At 69.9% G+C, this 21330-nt stretch carries 25 protein-coding genes; 14 read left to right on the top strand and 11 right to left on the bottom strand.

All coding sequences use genetic code 11. The features are described 5' to 3' along the window. Nucleotides 1–817: 817 nt before the first annotated feature. Nucleotides 818–1573: an alpha/beta hydrolase gene (locus ACFYW3_RS28385; RefSeq protein WP_351763410.1), complete on the top strand. Its 756-nt coding sequence runs from the start codon at nucleotides 818–820 to the stop codon at nucleotides 1571–1573. A gap of 394 nt (nucleotides 1574–1967) precedes the next feature. Next, nucleotides 1968–2333 (top strand): DUF1330 domain-containing protein, encoded by a 366-nt coding sequence (locus tag ACFYW3_RS28380; RefSeq protein WP_351763408.1) that lies wholly within the window; start codon nucleotides 1968–1970, stop codon nucleotides 2331–2333. 106 nt (nucleotides 2334–2439) lie between these two features. On the opposite strand, the gene ACFYW3_RS28375 is transcribed toward ACFYW3_RS28380, so the two are convergent. Next, nucleotides 2440–2898 (bottom strand): GNAT family N-acetyltransferase, encoded by a 459-nt coding sequence (locus ACFYW3_RS28375; RefSeq protein WP_389387760.1) that lies wholly within the window; start codon nucleotides 2896–2898, stop codon nucleotides 2440–2442. Between the two features lie 413 nt (nucleotides 2899–3311). Between ACFYW3_RS28375 and ACFYW3_RS28370 the strand changes: the two genes are divergently transcribed. The 3 genes from ACFYW3_RS28370 (at nucleotide 3312) to mihF (ending at nucleotide 6054) form a co-directional block, all read left to right on the top strand. After that, nucleotides 3312–4064, top strand: a complete 753-nt coding sequence (locus ACFYW3_RS28370) for a hypothetical protein (protein ID WP_351763402.1) — start codon at nucleotides 3312–3314, stop codon at nucleotides 4062–4064. Between the two features lie 276 nt (nucleotides 4065–4340). After that, on the top strand, nucleotides 4341–4913 hold the full coding sequence (locus tag ACFYW3_RS28365; RefSeq protein ID WP_389387759.1) for a hypothetical protein: 573 nt from the start codon (nucleotides 4341–4343) through the stop codon (nucleotides 4911–4913). Nucleotides 4914–5694: 781 nt separating this feature from the next. Further along, nucleotides 5695–6054: an integration host factor, actinobacterial type gene (gene mihF / locus ACFYW3_RS28360; protein ID WP_351763398.1), complete on the top strand. Its 360-nt coding sequence runs from the start codon at nucleotides 5695–5697 to the stop codon at nucleotides 6052–6054. A 319-nt stretch (nucleotides 6055–6373) separates the two neighbouring features. Here mihF and ACFYW3_RS28355 read toward each other — a convergent pair whose 3' ends face one another. After that, on the bottom strand, nucleotides 6374–7954 hold the full coding sequence (locus ACFYW3_RS28355) for an MFS transporter (protein ID WP_389387758.1): 1581 nt from the start codon (nucleotides 7952–7954) through the stop codon (nucleotides 6374–6376). Between the two features lie 420 nt (nucleotides 7955–8374). Beyond that, nucleotides 8375–9595 carry a PucR family transcriptional regulator gene (locus ACFYW3_RS28350; protein ID WP_389387757.1) on the bottom strand — a complete coding sequence of 407 codons (1221 nt, stop codon included), beginning with the start codon at nucleotides 9593–9595 and terminating at the stop codon, nucleotides 8375–8377. A gap of 435 nt (nucleotides 9596–10030) precedes the next feature. Between ACFYW3_RS28350 and ACFYW3_RS28345 the strand changes: the two genes are divergently transcribed. Then, nucleotides 10031–10651 (top strand): hypothetical protein, encoded by a 621-nt coding sequence (locus ACFYW3_RS28345; protein WP_351761715.1) that lies wholly within the window; start codon nucleotides 10031–10033, stop codon nucleotides 10649–10651. Nucleotides 10652–10743: 92 nt separating this feature from the next. On the opposite strand, the gene ACFYW3_RS28340 is transcribed toward ACFYW3_RS28345, so the two are convergent. After that, the gene (locus ACFYW3_RS28340) at nucleotides 10744–11337 is read right to left on the bottom strand and encodes an MBL fold metallo-hydrolase (RefSeq protein ID WP_389387756.1); all 594 of its coding nucleotides are present in this window, start codon (nucleotides 11335–11337) and stop codon (nucleotides 10744–10746) included. A gap of 138 nt (nucleotides 11338–11475) precedes the next feature. Here ACFYW3_RS28340 and ACFYW3_RS28335 point away from each other — a divergent pair, with 138 nt between their 5' ends. Further along, nucleotides 11476–12384 (top strand): GlxA family transcriptional regulator, encoded by a 909-nt coding sequence (locus tag ACFYW3_RS28335; RefSeq protein ID WP_389387806.1) that lies wholly within the window; start codon nucleotides 11476–11478, stop codon nucleotides 12382–12384. A gap of 87 nt (nucleotides 12385–12471) precedes the next feature. Here ACFYW3_RS28335 and ACFYW3_RS28330 read toward each other — a convergent pair whose 3' ends face one another. Further along, on the bottom strand, nucleotides 12472–12990 hold the full coding sequence (locus ACFYW3_RS28330; protein ID WP_351761709.1) for a DUF1203 domain-containing protein: 519 nt from the start codon (nucleotides 12988–12990) through the stop codon (nucleotides 12472–12474). A gap of 358 nt (nucleotides 12991–13348) precedes the next feature. Between ACFYW3_RS28330 and ACFYW3_RS28325 the strand changes: the two genes are divergently transcribed. The 4 genes from ACFYW3_RS28325 (at nucleotide 13349) to ACFYW3_RS28310 (ending at nucleotide 15618) form a co-directional block, all read left to right on the top strand. After that, on the top strand, nucleotides 13349–13663 hold the full coding sequence (locus ACFYW3_RS28325) for a hypothetical protein (protein WP_351761706.1): 315 nt from the start codon (nucleotides 13349–13351) through the stop codon (nucleotides 13661–13663). After that, nucleotides 13656–14567: a hypothetical protein gene (locus ACFYW3_RS28320; protein ID WP_351761704.1), complete on the top strand. Its 912-nt coding sequence runs from the start codon at nucleotides 13656–13658 to the stop codon at nucleotides 14565–14567. The genes ACFYW3_RS28325 and ACFYW3_RS28320 overlap by 8 nt, the downstream gene beginning before the upstream one ends. A 624-nt stretch (nucleotides 14568–15191) precedes the next feature. Continuing rightward, a complete protein-coding gene (locus ACFYW3_RS28315; RefSeq protein WP_351761701.1) occupies nucleotides 15192–15449 on the top strand; it encodes a hypothetical protein in 258 nt (85 codons plus the stop codon). Between the two features lie 10 nt (nucleotides 15450–15459). After that, nucleotides 15460–15618 (top strand): hypothetical protein, encoded by a 159-nt coding sequence (locus tag ACFYW3_RS28310; RefSeq protein ID WP_389387755.1) that lies wholly within the window; start codon nucleotides 15460–15462, stop codon nucleotides 15616–15618. A gap of 83 nt (nucleotides 15619–15701) precedes the next feature. Here ACFYW3_RS28310 and ACFYW3_RS28305 read toward each other — a convergent pair whose 3' ends face one another. The 4 genes from ACFYW3_RS28305 to ACFYW3_RS28290 all read right to left on the bottom strand — a co-directional run bounded on the left by ACFYW3_RS28305 (nucleotide 15702) and on the right by ACFYW3_RS28290 (nucleotide 17488). Beyond that, nucleotides 15702–15863: a hypothetical protein gene (locus ACFYW3_RS28305; RefSeq protein WP_053676175.1), complete on the bottom strand. Its 162-nt coding sequence runs from the start codon at nucleotides 15861–15863 to the stop codon at nucleotides 15702–15704. 148 nt (nucleotides 15864–16011) lie between these two features. Next, nucleotides 16012–16461, bottom strand: a complete 450-nt coding sequence (locus ACFYW3_RS28300) for a DUF2267 domain-containing protein (RefSeq protein ID WP_389387754.1) — start codon at nucleotides 16459–16461, stop codon at nucleotides 16012–16014. Between the two features lie 50 nt (nucleotides 16462–16511). Continuing rightward, nucleotides 16512–16907 (bottom strand): DUF2267 domain-containing protein, encoded by a 396-nt coding sequence (locus ACFYW3_RS28295; protein WP_351761696.1) that lies wholly within the window; start codon nucleotides 16905–16907, stop codon nucleotides 16512–16514. A 146-nt stretch (nucleotides 16908–17053) separates the two neighbouring features. Continuing rightward, entirely contained in the window at nucleotides 17054–17488 is a 435-nt protein-coding gene (locus tag ACFYW3_RS28290; RefSeq protein WP_389387753.1) for an Hsp20/alpha crystallin family protein, read from the bottom strand. Nucleotides 17489–17617: 129 nt separating this feature from the next. On the opposite strand from ACFYW3_RS28290, the gene ACFYW3_RS28285 reads away from it, so the two are divergent. From ACFYW3_RS28285 to ACFYW3_RS28275, 3 genes are all read left to right on the top strand, one after another. Further along, complete coding sequence (locus ACFYW3_RS28285; RefSeq protein WP_389387752.1) at nucleotides 17618–18328, top strand: HSP18 transcriptional regulator; 711 nt, start codon at nucleotides 17618–17620, stop codon at nucleotides 18326–18328. Between the two features lie 102 nt (nucleotides 18329–18430). Continuing rightward, nucleotides 18431–19603, top strand: a complete 1173-nt coding sequence (locus ACFYW3_RS28280; RefSeq protein WP_351761688.1) for a PP2C family protein-serine/threonine phosphatase — start codon at nucleotides 18431–18433, stop codon at nucleotides 19601–19603. A gap of 217 nt (nucleotides 19604–19820) precedes the next feature. Next, nucleotides 19821–20192 carry an FKBP-type peptidyl-prolyl cis-trans isomerase gene (locus ACFYW3_RS28275; RefSeq protein ID WP_389387751.1) on the top strand — a complete coding sequence of 124 codons (372 nt, stop codon included), beginning with the start codon at nucleotides 19821–19823 and terminating at the stop codon, nucleotides 20190–20192. Between the two features lie 102 nt (nucleotides 20193–20294). Here ACFYW3_RS28275 and ACFYW3_RS28270 read toward each other — a convergent pair whose 3' ends face one another. Together ACFYW3_RS28270 and ACFYW3_RS28265 are read right to left on the bottom strand one after the other, a co-directional pair. After that, entirely contained in the window at nucleotides 20295–20471 is a 177-nt protein-coding gene (locus ACFYW3_RS28270; RefSeq protein WP_351761684.1) for a hypothetical protein, read from the bottom strand. Nucleotides 20472–20711: 240 nt separating this feature from the next. After that, on the bottom strand, nucleotides 20712–21224 hold the full coding sequence (locus ACFYW3_RS28265) for a protein phosphatase (protein ID WP_389387750.1): 513 nt from the start codon (nucleotides 21222–21224) through the stop codon (nucleotides 20712–20714). Nucleotides 21225–21330: the final 106 nt, after the last annotated feature.

Genomic DNA, 21330 nt, shown 5'->3' with positions numbered 1-21330 from the left:
GGTGTCCGGTACTCACGATGTCCCGGTTGTCAGGTGTGCGCCTCCCGAACTGGTCGTTGCCGACGCACGGATGTTGCAGGGAGACACTTCGCGGTCGGTGGGTACGGCAGCTTGCCCGCCGTGTCGGGGCCGCGGGCGGCCAGGGATTCGGTGCCGTCGACCGCGGCGACCAGCTTCCGGCCGTCTCGGGGCCGCCGGCCCAACAGGTCTACAGGGTGTCGGTCCAGGCAACCCGGGTAGGGAAGACGGCGGCTCTCGGGTCCAGCGGACAGTGCCCTTGGCGAGGGTGAGCGTGGTGTGCATGGCGTCGACCAGCCCGGTGGGGCGTTCCTCCGGAGCCTCGATCCGCTTCCGTGCATTCTCCTGGAGCACGCTGATGCCCTCTTCCGCGTTCCCCGAGGGACAGGGGTGACGGGGAACCATCGGGACCAACGCGTTTCTCCTTGGAGGATCGTGAAGTACGTGACCTCGGCGCCAGCATACTTGCCGGTGTTCTCGACAGCCTGGCCCAGGACGCGGCGAAGGTCTCGTTCCCGATGGCACCCATCACGGAAAGTGAGCCGCCCGTTGGAAGGCGCGACGACACGTCACGTTGCTCCGCGTAGCGTCGCCGTGGCATCCGGCCAGGGACCCTCCGCCGAAGAAACTCGTTTGGCCGACCAGCGCGACCACTGCTACCTTCCCGAAGGCCGTGCGAGAGAACAAGGAGGTGGTACCCGTGAACGCAGTATCGACATGGGTGCTCTCCTGCGGGGTCACGGTCGGGCGATAGGTCGTCCGGGAGCGCCGTTCCAGTGCACTCCCGAAAGGCACGACCATGCATTTCACTTCCGAGCAACACCTCGACGACGGCGTCCTCGAACGCGATTTCACCCTCGGCGAGTTCACCCTCGGCGAGATCCCCGGCATCCTGTGGACGCCCGCGTCGGCATCCGCATCCGCACCGGCGCCGCTGATCCTGCTCGGCCACCCTCCCCTCGGGCTGCGAAAGATGTACCCGCGACTGGTGGACAGGGCTCGGCGCTCCGCGGCGGAGGGTTTCGCCTCGGCCACCATCGAGCTCCCCGGAAGCGGTGATCGGCCCCGTTGGCCCACCGTCGAGGAGGCCCGCGCCGACGTGCGCCGGGCGATCGAGGCCGGCGAGCCGGTCAGCGGCGAGATCGTCGACGCCCTCGTCCTCCCGCTGGTCGACAAGGCGGTCCCGGAGTGGCAGGCCGCTCTGGACGGCCTGCTCGCGCTGCCCGAACTCGGCGGCCCGGTCGGGTACTCGGGGGGATTGATCTCCATCGGCATTCGGCTGGCGGTGGTCGACCCGCGCATCTCGGCCGCTGTTCTGTTCGCCGGGAGTTTCGTGCCTCGCGCCATGTTCGAGGAGGCCCGGCAGGTCACCGTTCCACTGCACGTCCTCTTGCAGTGGGACGACGAGGGAAACGAGCGGCAGGCGGCCCTGGACCTGTTCGACGCCTTCGGCTCCAAGGAGAAGTCCCTCCACGCCAATCTCGGCGGGCACGCCGGCGTCCCGCAGTTCGCGGGGGACGTGGCGACCCAGTTCCTCACCCGACATCTGAAGTGAGGCCGGGCCGTCAGACCACCGGCGGACGGTAGTCGACATCGGCAGGCATGCCGTTCATCGAGGACGGGTCCCGGCCCCTCCGCAGCTCTCCGCACCGTGGGCCCCTGCTGATCGGCGACTCCTCCGGGAGCGGATCGTTGCCCATCTGGTGGTTGCCCGTCCGGTCCAAAGCCGACGAGTCCCCTCCACCGTCCGGAGTCGAGGTCGTCGCACGCGTCGATCGCTTCTCCGGACGCGAGCGGTGCCGGGCCGGGCCGGCCCACGCCCGGGGCGTGCGGGGGCCGTGGGGTGCTTCCTCGACCCGGTGGCAATTACTTCCGGGGTAATCGCGCCGTCCAACCGCCCTCGGCTACGTTCACGGTCACCGTCCGCACCCCCAGAGCGAAAGGAGCCCGTGGTGCCCGCTTACGGCTTCGCTCATCTCCGCAGCCGCCGGAATCACTCCGACGTCATGGAGTACCTGGAGCGCATCCAGGAAACCCTCGACCCTTTCGCCGGCCGCTTCGTCATCCACGGTCCGCCGGCCGAAGTCGTAGAGGGCACCTGGCCCGGCAGCATGGTGCTGATCGAGTTTCCCAGCCTGGCCGATGCCCGTGCCTGGTACGACTCTCCGGCCTACCGGGCCATCCTGCGCTTGCGTACCGACCACATCGAAGGCGACCTACTGCTGATCGAGGGTGTCGGGCCGGACTACCACCCGGCCGAACGAGCTCGCAAGCTGCGAACGGAAGCCGGCCGAGCGAGCCGGTCGACCACGTAGTCCAGGCGGTCGCGGAACCAGTGCCGATCGCGGTGCGGCCGCCAGTCCAGCGTCGTGGCGGAGACATCGGTCGGCCGGAGAAGCTGTCGTCGCCGCCTTCACGCTCCTACAGGGTGCGCTGGTACCGGGCTTCGGATACGGATACTCCGTCGTAGTCGTCAGCCTGGACCGCACCATCAGCGACGTAGCCGGCACGCTCGTAGAAGCGACGTGCCGTGGTGTTCTGTTCGAGGACCCACAACCGCATGTGGTCGAAACCGCTGGTAAGAGCGCGGGCGTGCACGGCTTCGAGCAGTGTGCGGCCGATCCCGGTCCCGATGAGTGAGGGCTGGACGTACAGGGCGTACAGCTCACCGGAAGCCGCACTTGTTCCGGTGCCGCGACAGGGCCCGAAGCACGCCCAACCCACGACCCGGCCAAGGGTGTCGACCGCCACCAGGTCGGTCGTGGCCGCCTTCGACCTCTTGAAGTGCTGTCGACGCCGTCGAGCATCCGCTTCGACCGTCATCCCGTCGAGGTGGGATCGGGGAAGGATCCCGACGTACGCGGCCTTCCAGCCAGTCACTCGTATCCCTGATACAGCCGCGACATCGGCCTCTGTCATGGCTCGTACAGTCAACATCTCGGCACCCTAGGGGATCCACCACCACCGCCGCACGGGAATCACGGTCGTCGGCCGTGGAAACCACGCGGAGAACCCGTGTCACGACCTTGCCCATACAAGTGCCGGCACTGGACCGTCGCGTCTGGCCGTCCAACTCCCCGCGATACTTGCGGGAGGATTCCCCGCTCACCAACCAACCAACCAACCAGCCCGAGTCCACTCGACCTCTACCCGGCGGCATACGCCAGGGTCGCCGACGAGATCCGCGAGACCGAACGGTTCGACGACCCCGAACAGTGGCGCGTCGACTAGCATCCGTTCGTGTGCCCTGAGCCCCGATCGAACCATGTGACCGTGCGGTACCACCTCCTGCGGTGCTGGTCGTGAAGGCCCTGCTGATGGCCTCCGCCGCAGCGCAGGTGGGCGACGTCGGCCGGGTCGCACGACCCCTCGTACTGGGCGCAGTCATCCTGGCGGCGCTGTGGTGGGGCGGCCGGAGCCTGGGGCGCCGTACGGAACGCCGGCGGTGGACCGTGGCCGTGGGTACGGCCATGGCGATGGCGGCGGTGGCCTTCGTGAGCAGTACGTGGGCGGTCGCGGAAGCCCGCCGGACCGTGCCTGCCGTACCTGTGGGTCCCATGGCCCAGGGACCGCGGGTATTGCCCGGGCCTCCCCCCGAGGTGGCCGGCCGCCTCCGGCTGCTCGCCGGTGCCGACGCCGACCGGGCCGCGGTTCAATGGCCGGCGGTGATGCCTGGCGACCACTGGTTCTACGCTTCGCGCGGCACATCGGCACCGGTTGCCGTCCTGTTCGTACGTCCCGCGACCGCGGATCCGGTGTGGACGATTCAGAGGCTGATCCACGCCACCGAGACACCGGAACGGGAGAGGGGAACGGTGCCGTTCGGTGAGGACGGGCCGGACGGCCGGATCTGGTGTGGGCTCGGCAGGATTCCCCACGATCAGGGGCGCGCCGCGCCCGCCGCCTACTGCTACTGGGGTGGCCAACTGTCGGAAGGCGCCGTCATCCTTCCCCACGAGACGGAACTCACCGCGGCCGCAAGCGCGACCCGCACATTCCGCGAGGCCCTCGCCACTGGTGGAACGGTTCCCGCCCCTCAGGCGTAGGCCGTGAGGCTGGGCCGGACGCGGGACTGGCCCTCGGCCTCACCGCCCTTCGCGCCGGCAGGTACGCTCACGCGCAACCGCCGCCCCGCGTCCGGGGGGCCTCGGCTCCCGTCACCATATGGACCGGCGCATCCCTGCTTGACGGCCGGCCACCACGACGGGCGGTCCGGCCATTCCGCGTTGCCTCAACGACGGCCGAGGACACGAGCTCCGACGGCGAGCCCTGGAAGGACCGTTGAACCGCCAGTGACCGAGCCATCGACACACATCTCACGGATGCCTGACATGCGGCGCCTGCTCAGCCCACTCGGCGAGACGTTGGGTGAGGACATCGACTGGGACGAGATGCGGGGCGCGTACGGAACGGCGTTTCCCGGCGACTTCCGGGAGTTCATCGACCAGTTCGGAGGCGGATCCATCGAGGACCAGCTCGTGGTCCTCTCTCCTCGTCTGGACGAGTCCCAGCCGAACGCGGTCTCCCGGTTCAACCGGCCCGTCATCGTCGAGGCGGATCGCCACGACGGATGGGAGTCACCCGAACTGGCTCAGCGGTATCCGCTGGCGAAGATGCTCATCTGGGGCGACACCGTGGGCGCGGACACCTTGTGCTGGTTCACGGAGGATCAGGACCCCGACGCGTGGCCCGTGGCCGTGTTCAGCCGTTCCAGCCTGATGTGGTCCCTCCATCGATGCGGGATGACCGGGTTCCTCGCCCGGGTCCTGACGGGCGACCTGCCCGATTCGCCGCTGTCGGACGAATCGCTGCTCGGGTGGGGCGAGGCCCGATTCCTGCACTCACATGACGAGAAGGCACTCCATGAAGCGGGCATCGACCCCTGGGAGTGGTGAACGAGAAGAACAGCCCCGGTCTGCGCGTGGCGGCGGCGGGCCGACCGAACCCCTCGACCGACCGAAGGGCCTGCGATGTCCAACGTCTCGTCGAGTACGGGCACATGGTGAAGGCCCAGGCCAGATAGTTGAGGCGGATAACCTCGTCGCGTCCACTGCCCAGGGCCCGGGCTGTGTTGACGGACCACTGGAAGACCTGGGCCCACAGTCCCAGTGCGGGGTGCGGTCGGAGAACCAGTGCGTCGTTTCGGCGGTTGCCTGCGGCGAGCGCGGCGCGGCGCGGCGCGGCGGAAGAGGGTGCGGGCAGGCGGGGTCAGTTGCCGGTAGGACAGGCAGAAGGTGGCCAGGAAAACGCCGAACGCATTACCGGTCGACCATACGCCAGGTGAGAGGCGTCCGATAAACGTCGACGGCCGCACCTGCCACAACATCGGCGAGATTCAGTTCCAAGTGGGCAGGGACCAGCCGCGATTGGCGCGCTCCTCACGCACGGCAGCGCCGCGGCTTGGCGTCGTCCGCAGCCCAGGCGCGTCCTGTGGAGTGAGGACCGCGCCCGCGGCGTCGGCGCAAGCGTCGGCGTCGGCGTCGGCGTCGGCGTCGGCGTCGGCGTCGGCGTCGGCGTCGGCGTCGGCGTCGCAGGAGTCTCATTCACGACGCCGAGCGCATCACCGACCGCCGTTTCGGCCCGCCCGTATAGCCGTCGATGACAAAACCCGCCGCAAATCGCCCCTACGGGCAGGTCAGGATGTTAAGTACATCCCTACGACGAAAGGATCACGCCATGGCAATGCCCGTCCTGACCCCGGCCCAGAGGGCCGAAGCCCGCCGAAAAGCCGCTGCCGTCCGCAAGGAACGCAGCGAACTGATGGCCGCGCTGAAAACCGGAAGCCTGCCCCTTGCCGCCTTGCTGGAGCGCGACGATGCCGTGGTCGGCAGGATCCGGCTACGCCGCCTCGTCGAATCGCTACCCGGCATAGGCTCCGTGCGCGCCGGACGGCTCCTCGCCAACCTCGACATCTGCGAGACCCGCCGCATCCAGGGACTCGGCCCCAACCAGCGCGCCCGACTGCTCGCACTCGCCCCCGCCAGGGCCGGCCGCCGGTCAGGATCTGTCTCGTTGTCCGGCGTCGGGTCCAGATGAGAATGCCGGCGAGGCGGCGTACGGCCTGCCGGGTGACGGCGAGTTCGTCCGCTCGGATGGCCGGGCCGCGCACCGTTTGAGGCGGTTGGGGCATCGTTCGACGGTGTTCCGCCGCTCGCAACCCGAGCGGTCGATGCCGGGCGGGCGGGCGGCCGCCCTCGCTGCAGCCCGCCTCGATCAGCCCCAGTCGGCCTCAGCCCGCCTCGATCAGCCTCGGTCGGCCTCGGTCGGCCTCAGTCCGTGGCCGATCCGGTCGGACGGCTACCGGATGATCGCGCGCGTACTCGGCGCCGCGGACGCGCCCGGTGGGCGCGGGAGCTCACCCACGCCAGAGCCCGCTCGGGGCACTCTCCAGCGGCGAGTTCTCGAACTGCTCCGCGCGGGCGAGCGCGGCCCGCTGCTCCTCGGCGCGCCTCGCGGCGAGCCACTCTTCCTGTGCGGCGGCTGACGCGCGCGCCGCAAAGCCGTTCCGCGACATCTGATGGCGGTCGGGCCCGCTCACACCGGCCATCCGGGTATCTCCCTCGTTCACAGGGGAGTTGACATGGCGCTTCTGGTCGTGTCGGGAACGCCGGTGGCGGCCGCGGCGACGGGCGGGCCCGAGCTTGCGGTGGGCGAGGGTGAGGATGGTCAGCGCGGTGGCCGCGCCGGCCGCGGGAAGCGCGGCGAGTACGTAGAGGCGTGCGGCGAGGGCCGCGGCGAGGGCGGTTCCGGCGGCCTGGCCGGTGCCGACCGAGAGGATCAGCCAGGCGTACGCCTCGGTGGTGCGGGAGGCCGGGGCGAGGGAGTCCACGGTGTGGAAGCCGTTGGTGATGATCAGGGTGAAGAACAGCCCCGGGATCGCCGTGAGGGCGATGGCTGTGCGGGGGCCGGGCTGGGCCAACAGGGGCAACCACCCGAGGAGGAACAGGGCGCTGGTGGCGATGAGTTGGGTGGTGGTCGTGCCGGGACGCGTCCGGCGGGCGTACATCAGGCTCCCCAGGAGACTGCCGGTGGAGAACGCGGCGGGAATCACTCCGGAGAGCATGGCCGGCCCGTGAGTGGCGGCCATGCCCGCGGCCCACACGTTCATCGCTCCGAACGCGAATCCCGTTCCCGCCATCGAGGTGAACAGCAGGATCAGGCCGGCGCTCATCAGCCGTCCCCTTCCGGCCGCCCCATCGGCGGTGGGACGCCAACTCCGCGACGGTACGGCGGTCAAGACGACCGCAGCGCCCACGAGGGCGAGGGCGGCGGTCGCGTTCAAGGCGGTGTCGGGCCCGTACGCGGTGGCGAGCCACGAGGCGAGCAAGGGGCCGGCGATGTAGAGGAGTCCCTGCGAGCCGGTGTCGAGGGCTTGCACGACGCGGCGCCGCCCGAGGTCGGGCAGGACCGTCGGCCACAGCGCCCGCAGCCCTGCCTCCAGGGGTGGTGTGACCAGACCCGCGAATCCCACCACGGCGGTCACCGACGCCGGGTTGCCGTCCGCCCCGATCAAGGGGAGCGTGGCCAGGCAGCCGGCGTTGAGCAGCACCGCCGGTGTCGATACGCGCGTCTGGCCGTAGCGGTCCATCAGTTTGCCCTTGACCGGCTGGGACAGCCCGGACGCCAACCCGTAGAGGGCGGCGAGCACTCCGGCGAAACCAAGCGACCCTCCGCCGCCGGTGATCCACAGGACGAGTCCCACGGGAACCATGCTGTTGGGCAGGCGCCCGATCAGGGTGCCGCCGAGCAGGCGGACAACGTCGCGGCTGCCCAACACGGCGCCGTACGTGACGGGCCGCGGGGCGGTGGTCGGGTGATCGGCCAGGGTCAACGGGGTGGGGCTTTCCGTCAGAGGGCGTGCGATGCGGGGGGAGGTGCGGGCGGGGCGCCACCGGCCTTGTGTGAGCCCGGTGGTGGCCGCAGGCACTGCGGCCACGGGCGGTGCCTGCGGCCGACGGCCGCGGGGCGAGGCGCGAGCAGAGGTGGTCGGAGGTGGGGGGTGTGGTACGGCGGCAGGACCGAGGGGGGGGTGCGCTCCCCCAGTCGCCCGCCGATCTGTGCGAGGTGTGGACCTGGTGGATGGTGTGTGCGGAGAGCATCCGCGGGCGGGTGGCGATCTCCCGGCGGGCCCGGGTGTTCAGCGTGGCTGCCCAGGTGGAGCAGGTGCCGAGGGACCCGGAGCGGGAGCGTAACCCGGAGCCGACCGGCCACAGCAGAACTTGTGATCTTCCGACAAGACCTCAGGATCAGCCGCGGTTGAGGACACGAAAGGAACCGACACGAAGGGAGCCGGCGCTCCCCCGCATCTGCGGGGAAGGACCGGCTCCCTTCCTGTCGGGGGTTGTTGTCCTGGGGTCTAGAGGCCGTTGACTCGGGCCATGCGTCCGGCGCCCAGCGGTGGGCGGAATTCGGCGGTGACGACGCGGGCCCGGCGGGTCACTCGGGAGTGTTGGCGTCGGACCTGGGCCATGAGGCGCCTGCTGCGCAGGGCCATTTCCAGTTCGAAGCGGGTGCGGGGGTCGCGCAGCCCGGGGCCGAAGAGCTTCTCCAGTTGTCGCATGCGGTAGCGGACGGTCTGGGGGTGCACGCTCAGGGCCTTCGCGGCCTCGGGTGCCCCACCGCCTTCCAGCCAGGCGAGGAGTGTGACTTCGAGTCGTTCGCTCTGGCGGGGCGTGAGGTCGGCCAGGGGGCGCAGCCAGCGTGCGGCCAGTGCGTGGGCCAGGGGCTCGTCCTGGAGCAGCATCAGTGTCGAGAGGTGGTCGTCGACGAAGACGGCGCGTACGTCGGGGCCGGAGCGGGTGGGGGTGAGGTTGAGCAGGCGTACGGCCCAGCGCAGGGAGGAAGCGGTGTCGCGGGGTGGGACGGGGTGTCCGACGGCGGCGAACCGGCCGCGCAGTGAGCCTTCGAGTGTGGTGCGGGTGTCCGGGTCGGGGTTGGGGACGAGCAGGCAGGGCTGTCCGTTGACCAGTCCGGCCAGGGCGTCGTCCAGGACGGCGGCGAGTTGCTGGGTCTCGCCGGGCGAGGCCAGGGCGATGGCCCGGACGGAGGCGGGCAGGGGCCAGCGGGCCGCCCCGGCCAGTTCGGCCAGGGCTATTTCGGACATGGGCATGTCAGATGTGAGAACGGCGAAGAGCTCTCGCCGAGCACGTTCGGGCCCGGTGCGTTCGGTCCCCGTGCGTTCGAGCCCTGCGCGTTCGAGCCCTGCGCGTTCGAGCCCTGCGCGTTCGAGCCCTGCGCGTTCGGTCCCCGTGCGTTCGGTCCCGATGCCGGATCCCTGGGAGGGGACCGCCTTGAGGGTGGGCAACGAGCCGCCGCCGTGCGCGTCCTGTTGCCGAGCGACTTCCTCATCCTGCCGCGTAGCCGAAAGTTCGCGGTAGCCGAGAGCCGCGAGAAGGGCCGACTCCACCCGCTGCCTGACGACCTCGTCGCCGATGCCCTCGATGCGAGCGGAGAGACCGGGGACGCCGTCCCGCAACTCTTCCACGATCCCCGCGGCCAGCGCGGGCAGTTCCTTTCGCAGGACCCGGGTCCATTCCCGGCGCGGTCGGGACCAGATGCGGTTAAGAAGTTCACACATTGTTACCTCGTTCCCAAGGCGCAGGCCCTGCCCCCGCATGGGGAGTTGAGTGCCTCGTACTCCCTTCAAGAGAACGCCGACCGCCCCCGATCCCGCGACATTGCCTGGATTTTACCTTCGGAGAGGTGTGGCGGCGCGAAGGCCTGTTCTCGGCCGGGCGCCGGCCCGTCATCCGAGGCGTGCACCGCGGCCTCTCCGTCACGCGACTCGGCCTCCTCGGCCCGCGCATACGGGTCAAGATCAGCGGCTCGGCGGCCGGGTCGTTCCCTTCCGGACCAGCGTGGAGCAGGCACCTCTGGTGTGGATCCGCCGGTTCGCGGGGCGAGCGAACCATGCCCGGCCGGTGTGACCAATGAGCGCGGGATGCCGTCTCATGGGGTGACAGTCCGTACCCAGGGGGGAATGATGAACCATCGCTCAGGCCGTGTACTCGGTATGACCGTCGCCGCGTTGGTCGGCTTGGTCGGTTGCGGCAGCGGCAGCGGCAGCGGTAAGCAGCCCGACGGTCCAGCGCCCGAGGCCCGCTCGTCGGCCGTACCCGAGCACATTGCCGCCTACCGTGCCGGATACACCGAGGGCAAGGCCGTCTACGACTCCTCGGGCAAGGGGGCGGCCGTGCGCGAGACGGTATGGGGCGGCTGTACCCGCCGGGCCCTGCAGGCCGGGAGCGCCGCCGAGATGGATCGTGGTTCCTGGGTGCGAGGCTGCCACAACGGCGTCGCGAACTCCCCTGAGCGGTTACCCACCGGCCCCATGACCAAGCGGACCACGAATGTGGAGATGCTGGAGCGGTTCCGCGCTTGGGCTCGTACCAAGGGCGAGGCGCTGGAAGTCGATCACGTCCACAAGCTGGCCATGGTCCAACTGACCCAGGTGGACTATGACGTTGAGTTGAGCACGGACTACTCGGCAGGGTCTTCCGGGAAGCCCGCGTCCGAATCGCTCGCCCGGCGTTTCGTCGAGTGGTGGGACGGCGATCATCGCCTGGACGGTATCGCCAGGAATGTCCTGGTCCTTGAGGCGGATGGAAAGAGGCTGACCGCGCAGCGCATCTGAGGACGCGCCAACGGCGCCGCCGACGCCCACGCCGCCGCGGGCCCACGGCGGAGGCCTCGTGGGTCGGCCACGACGCGCACGCGGGACAGCCCTTAGCGTGGCGTGTCGTCGTCGGCCTTGAACGGGCCGCCGTGGCCGGGCACGATCAGGTCCGCGGCGGCCAGCACCCGGAGCCGGGAGGCGCGCAACACCTCACGGTCGGGGGCCACCGGGTCGTCCGCGGGGCCCTGCGAGTGCCACCACAGGTCACCGGCGAACGCCACCACGCCGGTGTCCGTGCCGGCCAGCAGGGTGATGTCCTCAGGACTGTGTCCCGGTGTGCGGATCAGCCTCAGCGACGGCGTCAGTTCGTAGCCCTCCGCGTCACGGTTCCTCCACTGGTCGCCCAGGTACTCCACCTTGTGGTCGTGCACCCTGGCCCGCTCGAACAGGCCGACGTTCATGGTGTTGTCCGGGTGGTGGTGGCTGAGCACCACGTCGGTGATGTCGTCGGGACCGAGCCCCAACCCCGCGAACGGGCCGAGAATGTGGTCACGGCTCGCCACCATGCCCGGGTCGAAGATCACATGCCTGCCGGCGTCGGACACATAGGAGACGGTGGCGGCGACTCCGGGTCCGGTGGAGCCGACGTATCCGGTGGTCAGGATCGTGTACTTGGCGCTGCGGCCGAGCGGTGCGTCTGTCATGGCCCCCATCCTTCCGGGCCGGCCCATCGCCCACGAGTGGCACAACTGCCGCTGATCGCAGGATTGGTGCCACACTGCCACACTGTACGGGTGCCTCCCTTCGTGACCGTCGCCGCGTACGCCCCGCCCGGAGTCGGCATGCTCGCCGTCGGCATCGTCACCGAGGTCTTCGGTTGGCACGGCGAGACACTGCCCGGCTTCGACTTCGCCCTGTGCACCGACCGGCCCGGGCCGGTCCCCACCGACCTCGGCGTGCCGCTCACCATCACGCAAGGCCTGGACCGGCTCGCCTCAGCCGATCTGGTGATCGCCCTGCCGTGGGCCGGCTTTCGCACACCCCTCGCTCCCGCCGTGCTGGACGCGCTGTCCACCGCGTACGGGCGCGGCTCACTGGTCGCGGCCCACTGTGTCGGCGCTTTCGCGCTCGCCGCCGCCGGACTGCTCGACGGCCGGCGGGCCACCACCCACTGGCGGTTCGCGGAACTGCTCGCCCGCCGCCACCCCCAAGTCACCGTCGAACCCGACGCCCTCTACATCGACGAAGGACGCGTCATCACGGGCGCGGGGGCCGCCGCCGGCTTCGATCTCTGCCTGCACCTGCTCAGGCGGGAACACGGAGCGGCGATGGCGAACACGGTCGCCCGCGACATCGTGTTGCCCTCCCACCGCGACGGCGGGCAGGCACAGTACCTGTCCGCCCCCGTCCCCGAAGGCTCCCGCGACGAGCGTCTCGCCGAGGTACTCGCGTGGGCCCGCGAGAACCTCCACCAGCCCCTCCCCGTCGCTGAACTGGCCCGGCGCGCCTTGATGAGCAAACGCTCCTTCGCCCGCCGCTTCACCGCCGCGACCGGCACCACCCCCCACGCCTGGCTGCGGAACCTGCGCCTGAGCAGCGCCGAAGAACTCCTGGAGACCACGACCCTGCCGGTGGAGGAGATCGCCCACCGCGTCGGATACGGAAGCGCGGCCGTCCTGCGCGAACAGTTCGTGCGCCGCCGGGGAGTCCCACCCCGCTCTTACCGCCGCACCTTCACGAACACGCCGTGACGACCACACCATGACGAACGCCATGACGAACATGCCGTGACGAACGTGCCGTAACGGACGCGCCGCGACGAGACGACGAGCGTTCGGCTACCGGCCCTTGGCGGAGGGCCGTCGCACCTCGAAGTGGAAGCACCCGTATTCCAGAGCCCTGACGTGTACGAGCACGACCTCCGGATCGTGAAAGGCATCGTCGAAGGCCGCATCGAAGCCGGCCGTGGCGTCAGCCGGAATCTCCAGCAGGCGGCCGCCCGCGATATGGCCCCGGGAGTCATAGCGGCGGACGGTACGCAGGGCGCCCGGCCGATCGAAGGGGTAGCTCTCGCCGGCGGTGAACCCGCCGCAGTCATCGGCGTGGATGAAGACGGGGCCCTGTTCGTCGTACGCGCCCGGATCCGCGCCCTTGGCGGCGGCCCAGCGACGCAGCGGAGCGTACGAGACGAGAGCGATCCGCTCGCCGCACGTGATGGGGCGCAGACAGCAGCGCAGGGGAGAGTCGGCGTCGTCGCGGGTGGCGATGTACGGGGCGCAGGGACGGCCCGCATCGTCGGCAACCCGCAGTTCCTCCAGAACTGCCGCGTCGACGGGGAGCACGGTGTACTTGGTCATGTGCTCAGGCTGGCTCGACGCATGTGTGAACGCCGGCGGGAAACGGACGTCACGTTGCCGCGGGCGAGGTGGGTGCGGTGGGCGAGGTGGGTGCGGTGGGTGCGGTGGAGGAGCCGTGCACGTCGGGAGTGGGGCTCCTGGGCGCCGGCCGGCAGATCCAGACGGAGACGACGGCGGGGTTCGTGCGGCGGCGCGGGCGGCGACCGTTGCGAGGGCCGCAACGACGCGCGCGGCCCGGCGGAACTCCTCGCGATCCCGGCCGGCTGCAGAACCGACAAGACGATCCCGACGCTTATATGCCGACCGGTGTCACCCGGATGGCACGCACCCAGACCAAGATCGAGAGCGTTTAAGGAATATGACAACAGCAAAGCTACCCGTCTCCCTCCGCACAGCCGCGGAGGGAGATGGACAGGGAGGCAGCTTTCAGTCCGGGGCCGCCCGGATCGGAAAGTGGATGTTCACTCCGCCCTCAACCGACCGCGGCGAGACCCGGAACGCGACGCTGGGAATCGGCGGTCTGGAAATCGATCTTCGTTATTCCTCCTCGATCTTCGAGGACTTCCTCCACACGATGAGCGTGATCCAGGCCGAGTTCGGCAGGCGGTCGGGAGCGACGCCACCATCCGCGACGACGGTCGCCGAATGCTCGGGTGACAGCTTCCGTGTATGAGTCATACGGATATCCGGACCTCCAAGGCTTCCCGTCCCACCCGGAAACCTCCGGGTTCTGGGGCCGGCCCGAGCACCAGCAACTCCCGTCCCCCGGGCGGCCGCTCGACGCGCCCGACGAGACGCAAGCACCGTGGGATCCGGCGACGGAACTCGCCCATCTTCTCCAAGAGAGCGCCGTACTGGGGCAGCCGGACTTCACTCGAATCGCCTTCGGTGACATCGGGGACACCGGGGACACGGCCGGCGCCATCGGGTTCGTCGCGGGTCCGCAGCACACACCCGGCGAGCGTCCGCCCACACCACCCTCCGGTGGACACCGCCGAAACCAGTCGAAGTCGCCGGTGTTGACCCTGGTGCAGACGGGGAGTCTGTTCACCGCCGTGCTGGTCGCCGCCATCGCCACCGTGGTGAGCATCCTCAGTGGTCTGGCCATCTGTGACGCCCTGCGCCACAGCGCCGCACCCCACACGGCCCGTGAAGTGGTCAACTGGTGGCCCTTGTTGATCTACGGTCCCTGGATGGTCGCCTCCCTGTCCATCCTCAGATCCGCTCTGCACCAGCGCCGCGCGCTCCACTCCTGGTCGATCGTCCTGTTGTTCTCCACCCTGGCCACACTTCTGTGCGTGGCCCAGGCACCCAGAACGATCGCCGCCGGGGCGGCGTCCGCCCTTCCCGCCGTCGCGGCGCTGGCCTGCTTCCAACAGTTGGTCCGTCAGATCACCCTCACACGACCACCTCGCCAGGCCGCCCCACGACACCGAACCCCGTCGCTCTCCACGTCGGCGCAGCTCAAGCAGACGGCCACGGCTGCCGGCCGCGTCCAGGACAGGACGGCTCCCGGCTACCCCGCGACGGACAACAGGACCATCCGCCAGACGTCCCACAGTCACGGATTCGGGTAAGCCCCGGAGCGGTCGCACGCACGCGGCCACACCACTCGCGCCACTCCACGTCACGGCCTCCGACGCGGGCAATCGGTTGAGGATGCGGGGACAGGCGGCGGAGCACGTTCGCATCGGAACGATGAGCGGTGTCACGCCGGCGGGGCGGGGGTGGCCACCCTCAAGTTCTCCGATTCCCTGCTCGGCGAGCGTCGGTGAGATCCAGCAGGGGGGTTGGACGCCAGTGCGTACCGTCGGTGGCGTCCGGCCGGTCGACGCGCGTGCCATCGGCGGGACGGGGCGTTCGCCGTGCGAGCGCGGTAGGGGTGATCCGGGGCGCGTGTGACATCGCGAAGGACGCCGTCGGTCGAGGACACAAACCGGTCCAACCCGACACGGGCGGCGCCCTCGAAGCGCGGTTGCGGTAGCGGTGTCGGTAGCGGTAACGGCCGATACCTCCCTGGCCAACCCGGTCCTTCCCACGCGTCAGAGGGATGCTCGCCTGCACCCTTGAAACGAAGATCGAAACCGATGGTCACGGGCGGTGTACAGACTCGGCCCGACGGTCCCCCCACTCGTCACGGGCCGGTCATGGAGCCACCCCCACACGCACGTCTTCCACGTCTCCCACGAGAGGTCAGCACCATGGTGTACGAGATGACCCACGCCGAACGAACCCGGTACAAGCGGAGCCAGGACGCCGCCTACCAGGCCGGTGAAGACGCCGTCACCAACCTCCAGGCGGCGCTCACGCTCGCGGACATGACCCTTCCCTCCCTGAGCAACCACGGGCCGGTGGCAGGCCACGGCTTCGTCCGACTCGGAGGATGCAACGCGGCCTTCGCCAACCGACTCGCCGAAGTCATCGCCGCAGGCGCCGACGCTCTGCAACACCAACGGTGACCCTCGTCCCATGACCGTCGCGACACCGGCCCCCACCCGCCGGCAGCACCGACGGCCGACCCCACCCACGTACCGGCCACCGGCCCACGTCGGCGGCAATGCCGTCAGGCTGACCACCGGCCAGTACCGGGACCGGACCGGGCATGACGGCGGGGCCCACCCCCGGTGAAGGGGTGGGCCCCGTAAGCCTCGCGCACGTACGCCGAAGTCGGTACGCCGAAGCGGTAGGCCGAAGTCCGTACGCCTGAACCGCTACCAGCGGTACCAGCGGCCGCTACCTCCCTTGGGACGGGCGACGAAACCGACCAGCCACAGCACCAACACCGCGATCGCGACCCACCAAAGGATCTTCACCGCGAAACCGGCGCCGAAAAGGATCAGAGCGAGCAGAAGAACAAGAAGCAGGGGAACCATGATTATCAACCTCCGAAGCGTCTTCTGCCCTGCCGATCCCCGCACATGCGTTTCTTATTTAGGCGTTTCTTATCCCCCCAGACGGGAAGCCGCACAGCCCTTCCACCGCCTCCCGGCCCCATACATATCCGCTCGAAGAAAGGTCGGCTCAGGCGGCGAGTCGGGAATGGGGCTGTCGCAACTGCGCCTGACCGAAGAGGAGGGCGTAGCCGTCGGGCAGTCGGCGGAGGATGCGTGCCAGGAGGTCGGGGCCCGCGAGGGAGGCGACGGCCGCGAGGACGGCGCCGGTGTCCCAACGGGCTGTGGCCGGGGTTCCGCCGGCGCGGGCGGCCAGGTCTTTGACGAAGCCCCAGCCGGTGAGCTGTTCGCCGTCGGGTGCGGGGGCGGTCAGTGCGCGGGCGGCCTCGATGGGCAGGCGGTGGGCGAGGTCGACGCGTTCGTCGCCGGTGATCTGCCGGCCGAGCGCCGTCAGGACGGCGCGTACGACCTCCTCGGCGCGCTCGCGGGTGGGGTAGGCGCCCTCGTGGCGCACGCGTTCCAGCATCTGGTCGAACGACATGGCGATGGTGGGCCGGGCCGAGTGAGGCTGGTCGTACATGGGGGCGGTTGCCTTTCTCTTCGAGGGGTCGTGACGGGGTGTGGCGACCGTCAGGTGGGCTGGGGATGGCCGAACAACAGGTCGTAACCCGGAGGGAGTTGGAGGAGAACGTCGCGGGTGAGGACGTCGCCCGCGGCTGCGGCGACGGTGCTGAGGACCGCGCCGATGTCCCACAGGGCCGTCTTCTCGGTGGCGCCCTCGATCCAGGCGGCGGTCGCGCGGACGAAGCGCTCGGGTGAGAGCGGTTCGGCGGCCTGGAGGGGGTTGAGGAGGATGAGGGCGTACGTCTCGGGGAGCCGGGCGGCGAGTTCGGCACGGACGGTGCCTGCGAGGTGTGCGCCCAGCAGGGCCAGGACGACCCGGGCCGCGCGATCGGCTTCGTGCGGCGTCGGATACTCGCCGCGTTCCTGAACGTGGGTGAGGAAAGCCTCCTGACGCATCGACATCACATCACCTCCGGGGAGGAACGAATGGGTACGGGGCGGGGGCTCGAGTGCGGGTGCGGGTGCGGGTGCGGGTGCGGGTGCGGGTGCGGAGGACGGGTACCGGAGGGGTCGGTTTCCCCGTCCTCCACCGCCGGGTGCGGTCCGGGTCAGCCTGAGATCTGCTTGCGACCGTCGGTGCCGCCGACGCTGATCTTCCTCGACTTGGCTCGCTCCGCGATCGGGATCCGCAGGGTCAGCACGCCCGCGTCGTAGTCGGCCTGGATGCGCTCGGTGTCGAGGGTGTCGGCCAGCACGATCTGGCGGGAGAACACACCGAGGGGCCGCTCGGAGAGCTCCATCCGCACGGTGTCCGCCTTCGCGGCCGGGCGGCGCTCGGCCTTCACCCGCAGCATGTTCCGCTCGACGTCGATGTCGATCGCCTCCGGGTTCACTCCCGGGAGATCGAAGGCGATCACGTACTCCTCGCCCTCGCGGTAGGCGTCCATCGGCATGAGCGACGGCTTCGACCAGGTCCCCGACGTACCCGACAACTGCTGGACGATCCGGTCCATCTCGCGGAACGGGTCAGTGCGCATCAACATCGCGAAACACCTCCTGTTGGCTCTGGCAGAAACTGCCAATGCGCCTCAACGTGCCTCCGTTGTAACATGTCATCGAAACGATGACAAGCACGCACCGTCATCCATACGATGACCATGTCGAGGAGTGCCATGACCGAGCCCGAGCCCACCCGATCGACCGAACCGATCCCCTTCCCTGCCGCGGCGACGGCATTGGAAGCCATCGACAAGGCCCTGCGAGACACGCGGCGGCAACCCGCGGGAGCACGGGCGGCCGACCCGGAGCCCTCGTCGGACCCGGCATCCTCGTCCGACCCCGACCCCGACCTCGACCCCGATCCCCGCCCGGCTCTGGCCGCGCTGCTGATGCTGCGCGAGATCCGCGAGCAGCTCTCCGGCTGGGAGAGCGGACTGATCGAGACCGCCCGCGGTCAGGGCGCGAGCTGGGCCGATCTCGCCGGACCCCTCGGTGTCGCCAGCCGCCAGGCCGCCGAACGCCGCTATCTGCGCCTGCGCCCCGGTACCGCGGGCAGTACGGGGGAGCAGCGCGTCCAGGCCACCCGCGACTCGCGCGCGGCCGACCGCACCGTGACCGCCTGGGCCCGCGACAACGCCGCCGACCTGCGCCGTCTCGCCGGTCAGGTCAGCGCCCTCACCGGCCTCCCCGCCGCCGCTGAGATCTCCGTGGGAGACCTGAACCAGGCGCTCGCCGACAACGACGCCGCCCACCTCGTCCAACCCCTGGCCGACGCCCGGGCCCATCTACGCCCCGAGGACTCCGACCTCGCCGACCGCATCGACGCCATGACCCGGCACACCGGCCGACTCCGGCAGGACAGTCACGACCAGCGCAACACCTGACCCGACGCGTCGGGCCGCCGCTTCCTCCCGCGACACGTACGGGGCGCGCCCCCGGTGTGTCACCTCCCCCACCGGTCCCCTCTCGAAGAAATGATCCCGACCATGACGAACTTCCTCGCTGTGGAGCGCGCCCTGCGCACGGCCGCGCCCCACGACCTCCTCCGGTCGATCCGCGCCGCCCTGGTCGAGCACTTCCGCGCGATCGAGGTCGACCTCCTCATGGCCGACTACAGCCTCACCGTGCTCCAACCGGTGACCGCACTGCCCCAGACCGCGGATCCCCTGTCCGTACAGGCCAGCCCTGAGGGCCGGGCCTTCGGCAGCCAGGAACCGTACGAGCAGTCCACGGCACAGGACGGCGCCGTGGACCTTCACCTTCCGGTGACCGTCCGCGGTGACCGGATGGGGATCCTCACCGTGCGCATGCCCGAGGACGCGTGCACCCCGGAGACCGTCGGTGAACTGACCGACCTGGCGGAACTGTTGGGACACGAGATCGTCGTGGCCGAGCGCGACACCGACCTCTACCTCCAGGCCCGACGGGCCAGCCGTCTCACCCTGGCGGCCGAGATGCAGTGGCAGTTGCTGCCCGCGCGGGCATGCGCCCGCCCCGAGTACGCCATCGGGGCCCAACTGGAGCCGGCCTACGACATCCACGGCGACAACTTCGACTGGTCCACCACCGCCGAGACTCTCACCCTGACCGTCACGAACGGAATGGGCGAGGGAATCCAGGCCTCACTCCTGACCAACCTCGCCATCAACGCGTTGCGCAACGCCAGGCGGGCGGGCGTGGACATCGCCGATCAGGCGGCGCTCGCCGACCAGGCCGTCTACGGGCAGTATCGCGGGCACCAGTACGTGTCCACCCTGCTGTTGTCCTTCGAACTGGCCACCGGACGAGGCCAGGTCGTGGACGCCGGCTCTCCGCGGCTATGGCGCTACAGGGACAGATCCGTCGAACGCATCGAGTTCGACGCGCAACTCCCCCTCGGAATGATCGAGGAATCCGACTACACCGCACAGGACTTCCAGGCCCTGCCCGGCGACCGCCTGATCTTCGCCAGCGACGGCGTCTACGCGGCCGCCCGCGAAGGCGGGGAAACGTACAGCGAACGCGCCCTGGCTCGGGCGATCCACGCCACCAGCCTCCTGCCCGCCGCGGCCGTGCCCCGCGCGATCCTCCAGGAGCTGGCCGCATACCGTGATGCCGACCCCGACGACGACGCCCTCGTCCTGTGCATGGACTGGTTCGGCCGACCCGCCGCGGCTTGACCGCCTGCTCCACCGCAGCGCCCCACCGACAGCGCAGCGCCCACCATCCCGTCCAACCGGCGCGGCGTCGGGGTGTGCGCCGCCATCACTCGGTTGAGGTCGAGATTGAGGTTCGGGAAGGATCGACCTTTCGGTACCGTGATCACATGGACGCATGGAGTGACCATGCGCGTGGTCGGCCCCGCCGGTGACTTCCGGTGGGAGGAACGAGGTTGCAATGAGCCTGTCGAAGCCCGAGATCGATTTCCCCGAAGGTGACCCGCCCGCCGACCTGCAGATCATGGACATCGTCGTGGGGGACGGCGCCGAGGCGAAGCCCGGCAGCATGGTCGAGGTCCACTACGCGGGGGTCACCTTCTCCTCCGGGGAGGAGTTCGACGCCTCCTGGAACCGGGGACAGTCGTTCAGGTTCCCTCTGGGGGCCGGCAGGGTCATCAAGGGCTGGGACCAGGGAGTCGCGGGCATGAAGGTCGGGGGGCGGCGCGAGCTCACCATTCCCCCGCACCTCGCCTACGGCAGCCAGTCGCCCTCCCCTCTGATCCCACCGGGCTCGACGCTCATCTTCGTGGTGGACCTGCTCGGAGTCTGAGCCAGACGCCACGGCTGCCCGGCCACGCTGCTGCGCGGTGAGGCCGGGCAGGACCCTTTGCCCCGGTTCCCGCACCGCACCGCGCGTGCGGTCCCTGTCGCGTCAGGGGTGGCCGCGATCGGGGCGGCGGTCCCCGGGCATCGCCGCGCGCAGCCTCCTCGCCATGTCCGCGCTCTGTCCGGGCGCTGGTGCCAGTACGCCGTTCTCGGTCATGAGCGCATGAAACTGCTGCTGCTCGTAGGGGACTCCCGGGGGCAGCCCGGCGATGTGCCAGTGCACGTGAGCGTTGTGGTGTGGTACGGGCTGTCGGTCAACCCCACATGCTGCCGCCGCGGAGGCCGGCTGTCCGCGGTGTCCGTGAATTCGCCACACCGCCGCGCGCGTTGCGCCGGCCCTGGTTGGTCGTCCACGGCCTCGACGAGAACCCCGCGGCGCTCGAAAACCCTCTCCCGCTCGCGGTCCGGGCGGAGGGAGTCCACGACGATGTCTCGGACCGGTTCCCGACCTTGCGCGGATGGTTCAGTCGGAGGTGTCGAGTCCGCTCAGGAGGTAGGCCACGTGAAGCCCGGTGCTGAGGTACTGCACGAAGGTCTCGTTGTTGAGTGCTCGCGGCGAACGTCGCCGCCGGATCAGGCTGATGGCCGTGTGAGGGTCGTGGCCCAGCTCGATGAGGGACTGTGCGATGACCAGTCCGGAGCGGTTGTGGCCGGAATGGCAGCGCACGAGCACGGTGCGACCGGCTCGTAGGGCGCGTGTCGTGGTGCGGGCCAACTCCTGGACGGAGTGGATCTGGTCGGTGGTGAGCGGGCCGTCGGGTAGCTCGGTGATCAGGTGCTGGACTGCCAGGTGTGGACCGTGGCCCGCGCGGGTGAACAGACTGATGACCAGATCGAACTCGTCACCCGCGACGGCCGGCCGGACTTCGCCGGCGCTGTCGGTCCAGAAGTGTCCGCCCATCCAGAGTCCTGGCCTGATCTCGCTCCAGGGCTCGTCGGGCTCGGGGACATCACGGTCTTTCTGACGGGTCTTCATTCGCTCCCTTCCCCGAGGAACAACGGCGTGGGCCGGCTCCGGTGTTCCCCATCGCCCACGATGGGCGGGCTCCTCGATCCCGGGGGCACGCGAGTCCACCGTGACA

The sequence above is a fragment of the Streptomyces sp. NPDC002602 genome (assembly GCF_042889445.1).
In the GTDB taxonomy this organism is placed as follows: Bacteria; Actinomycetota; Actinomycetes; order Streptomycetales; family Streptomycetaceae; genus Streptomyces.
Note: the sequence above shows the minus strand (reverse complement) of the source record. Positions and strands in the feature narration are given on the sequence as shown.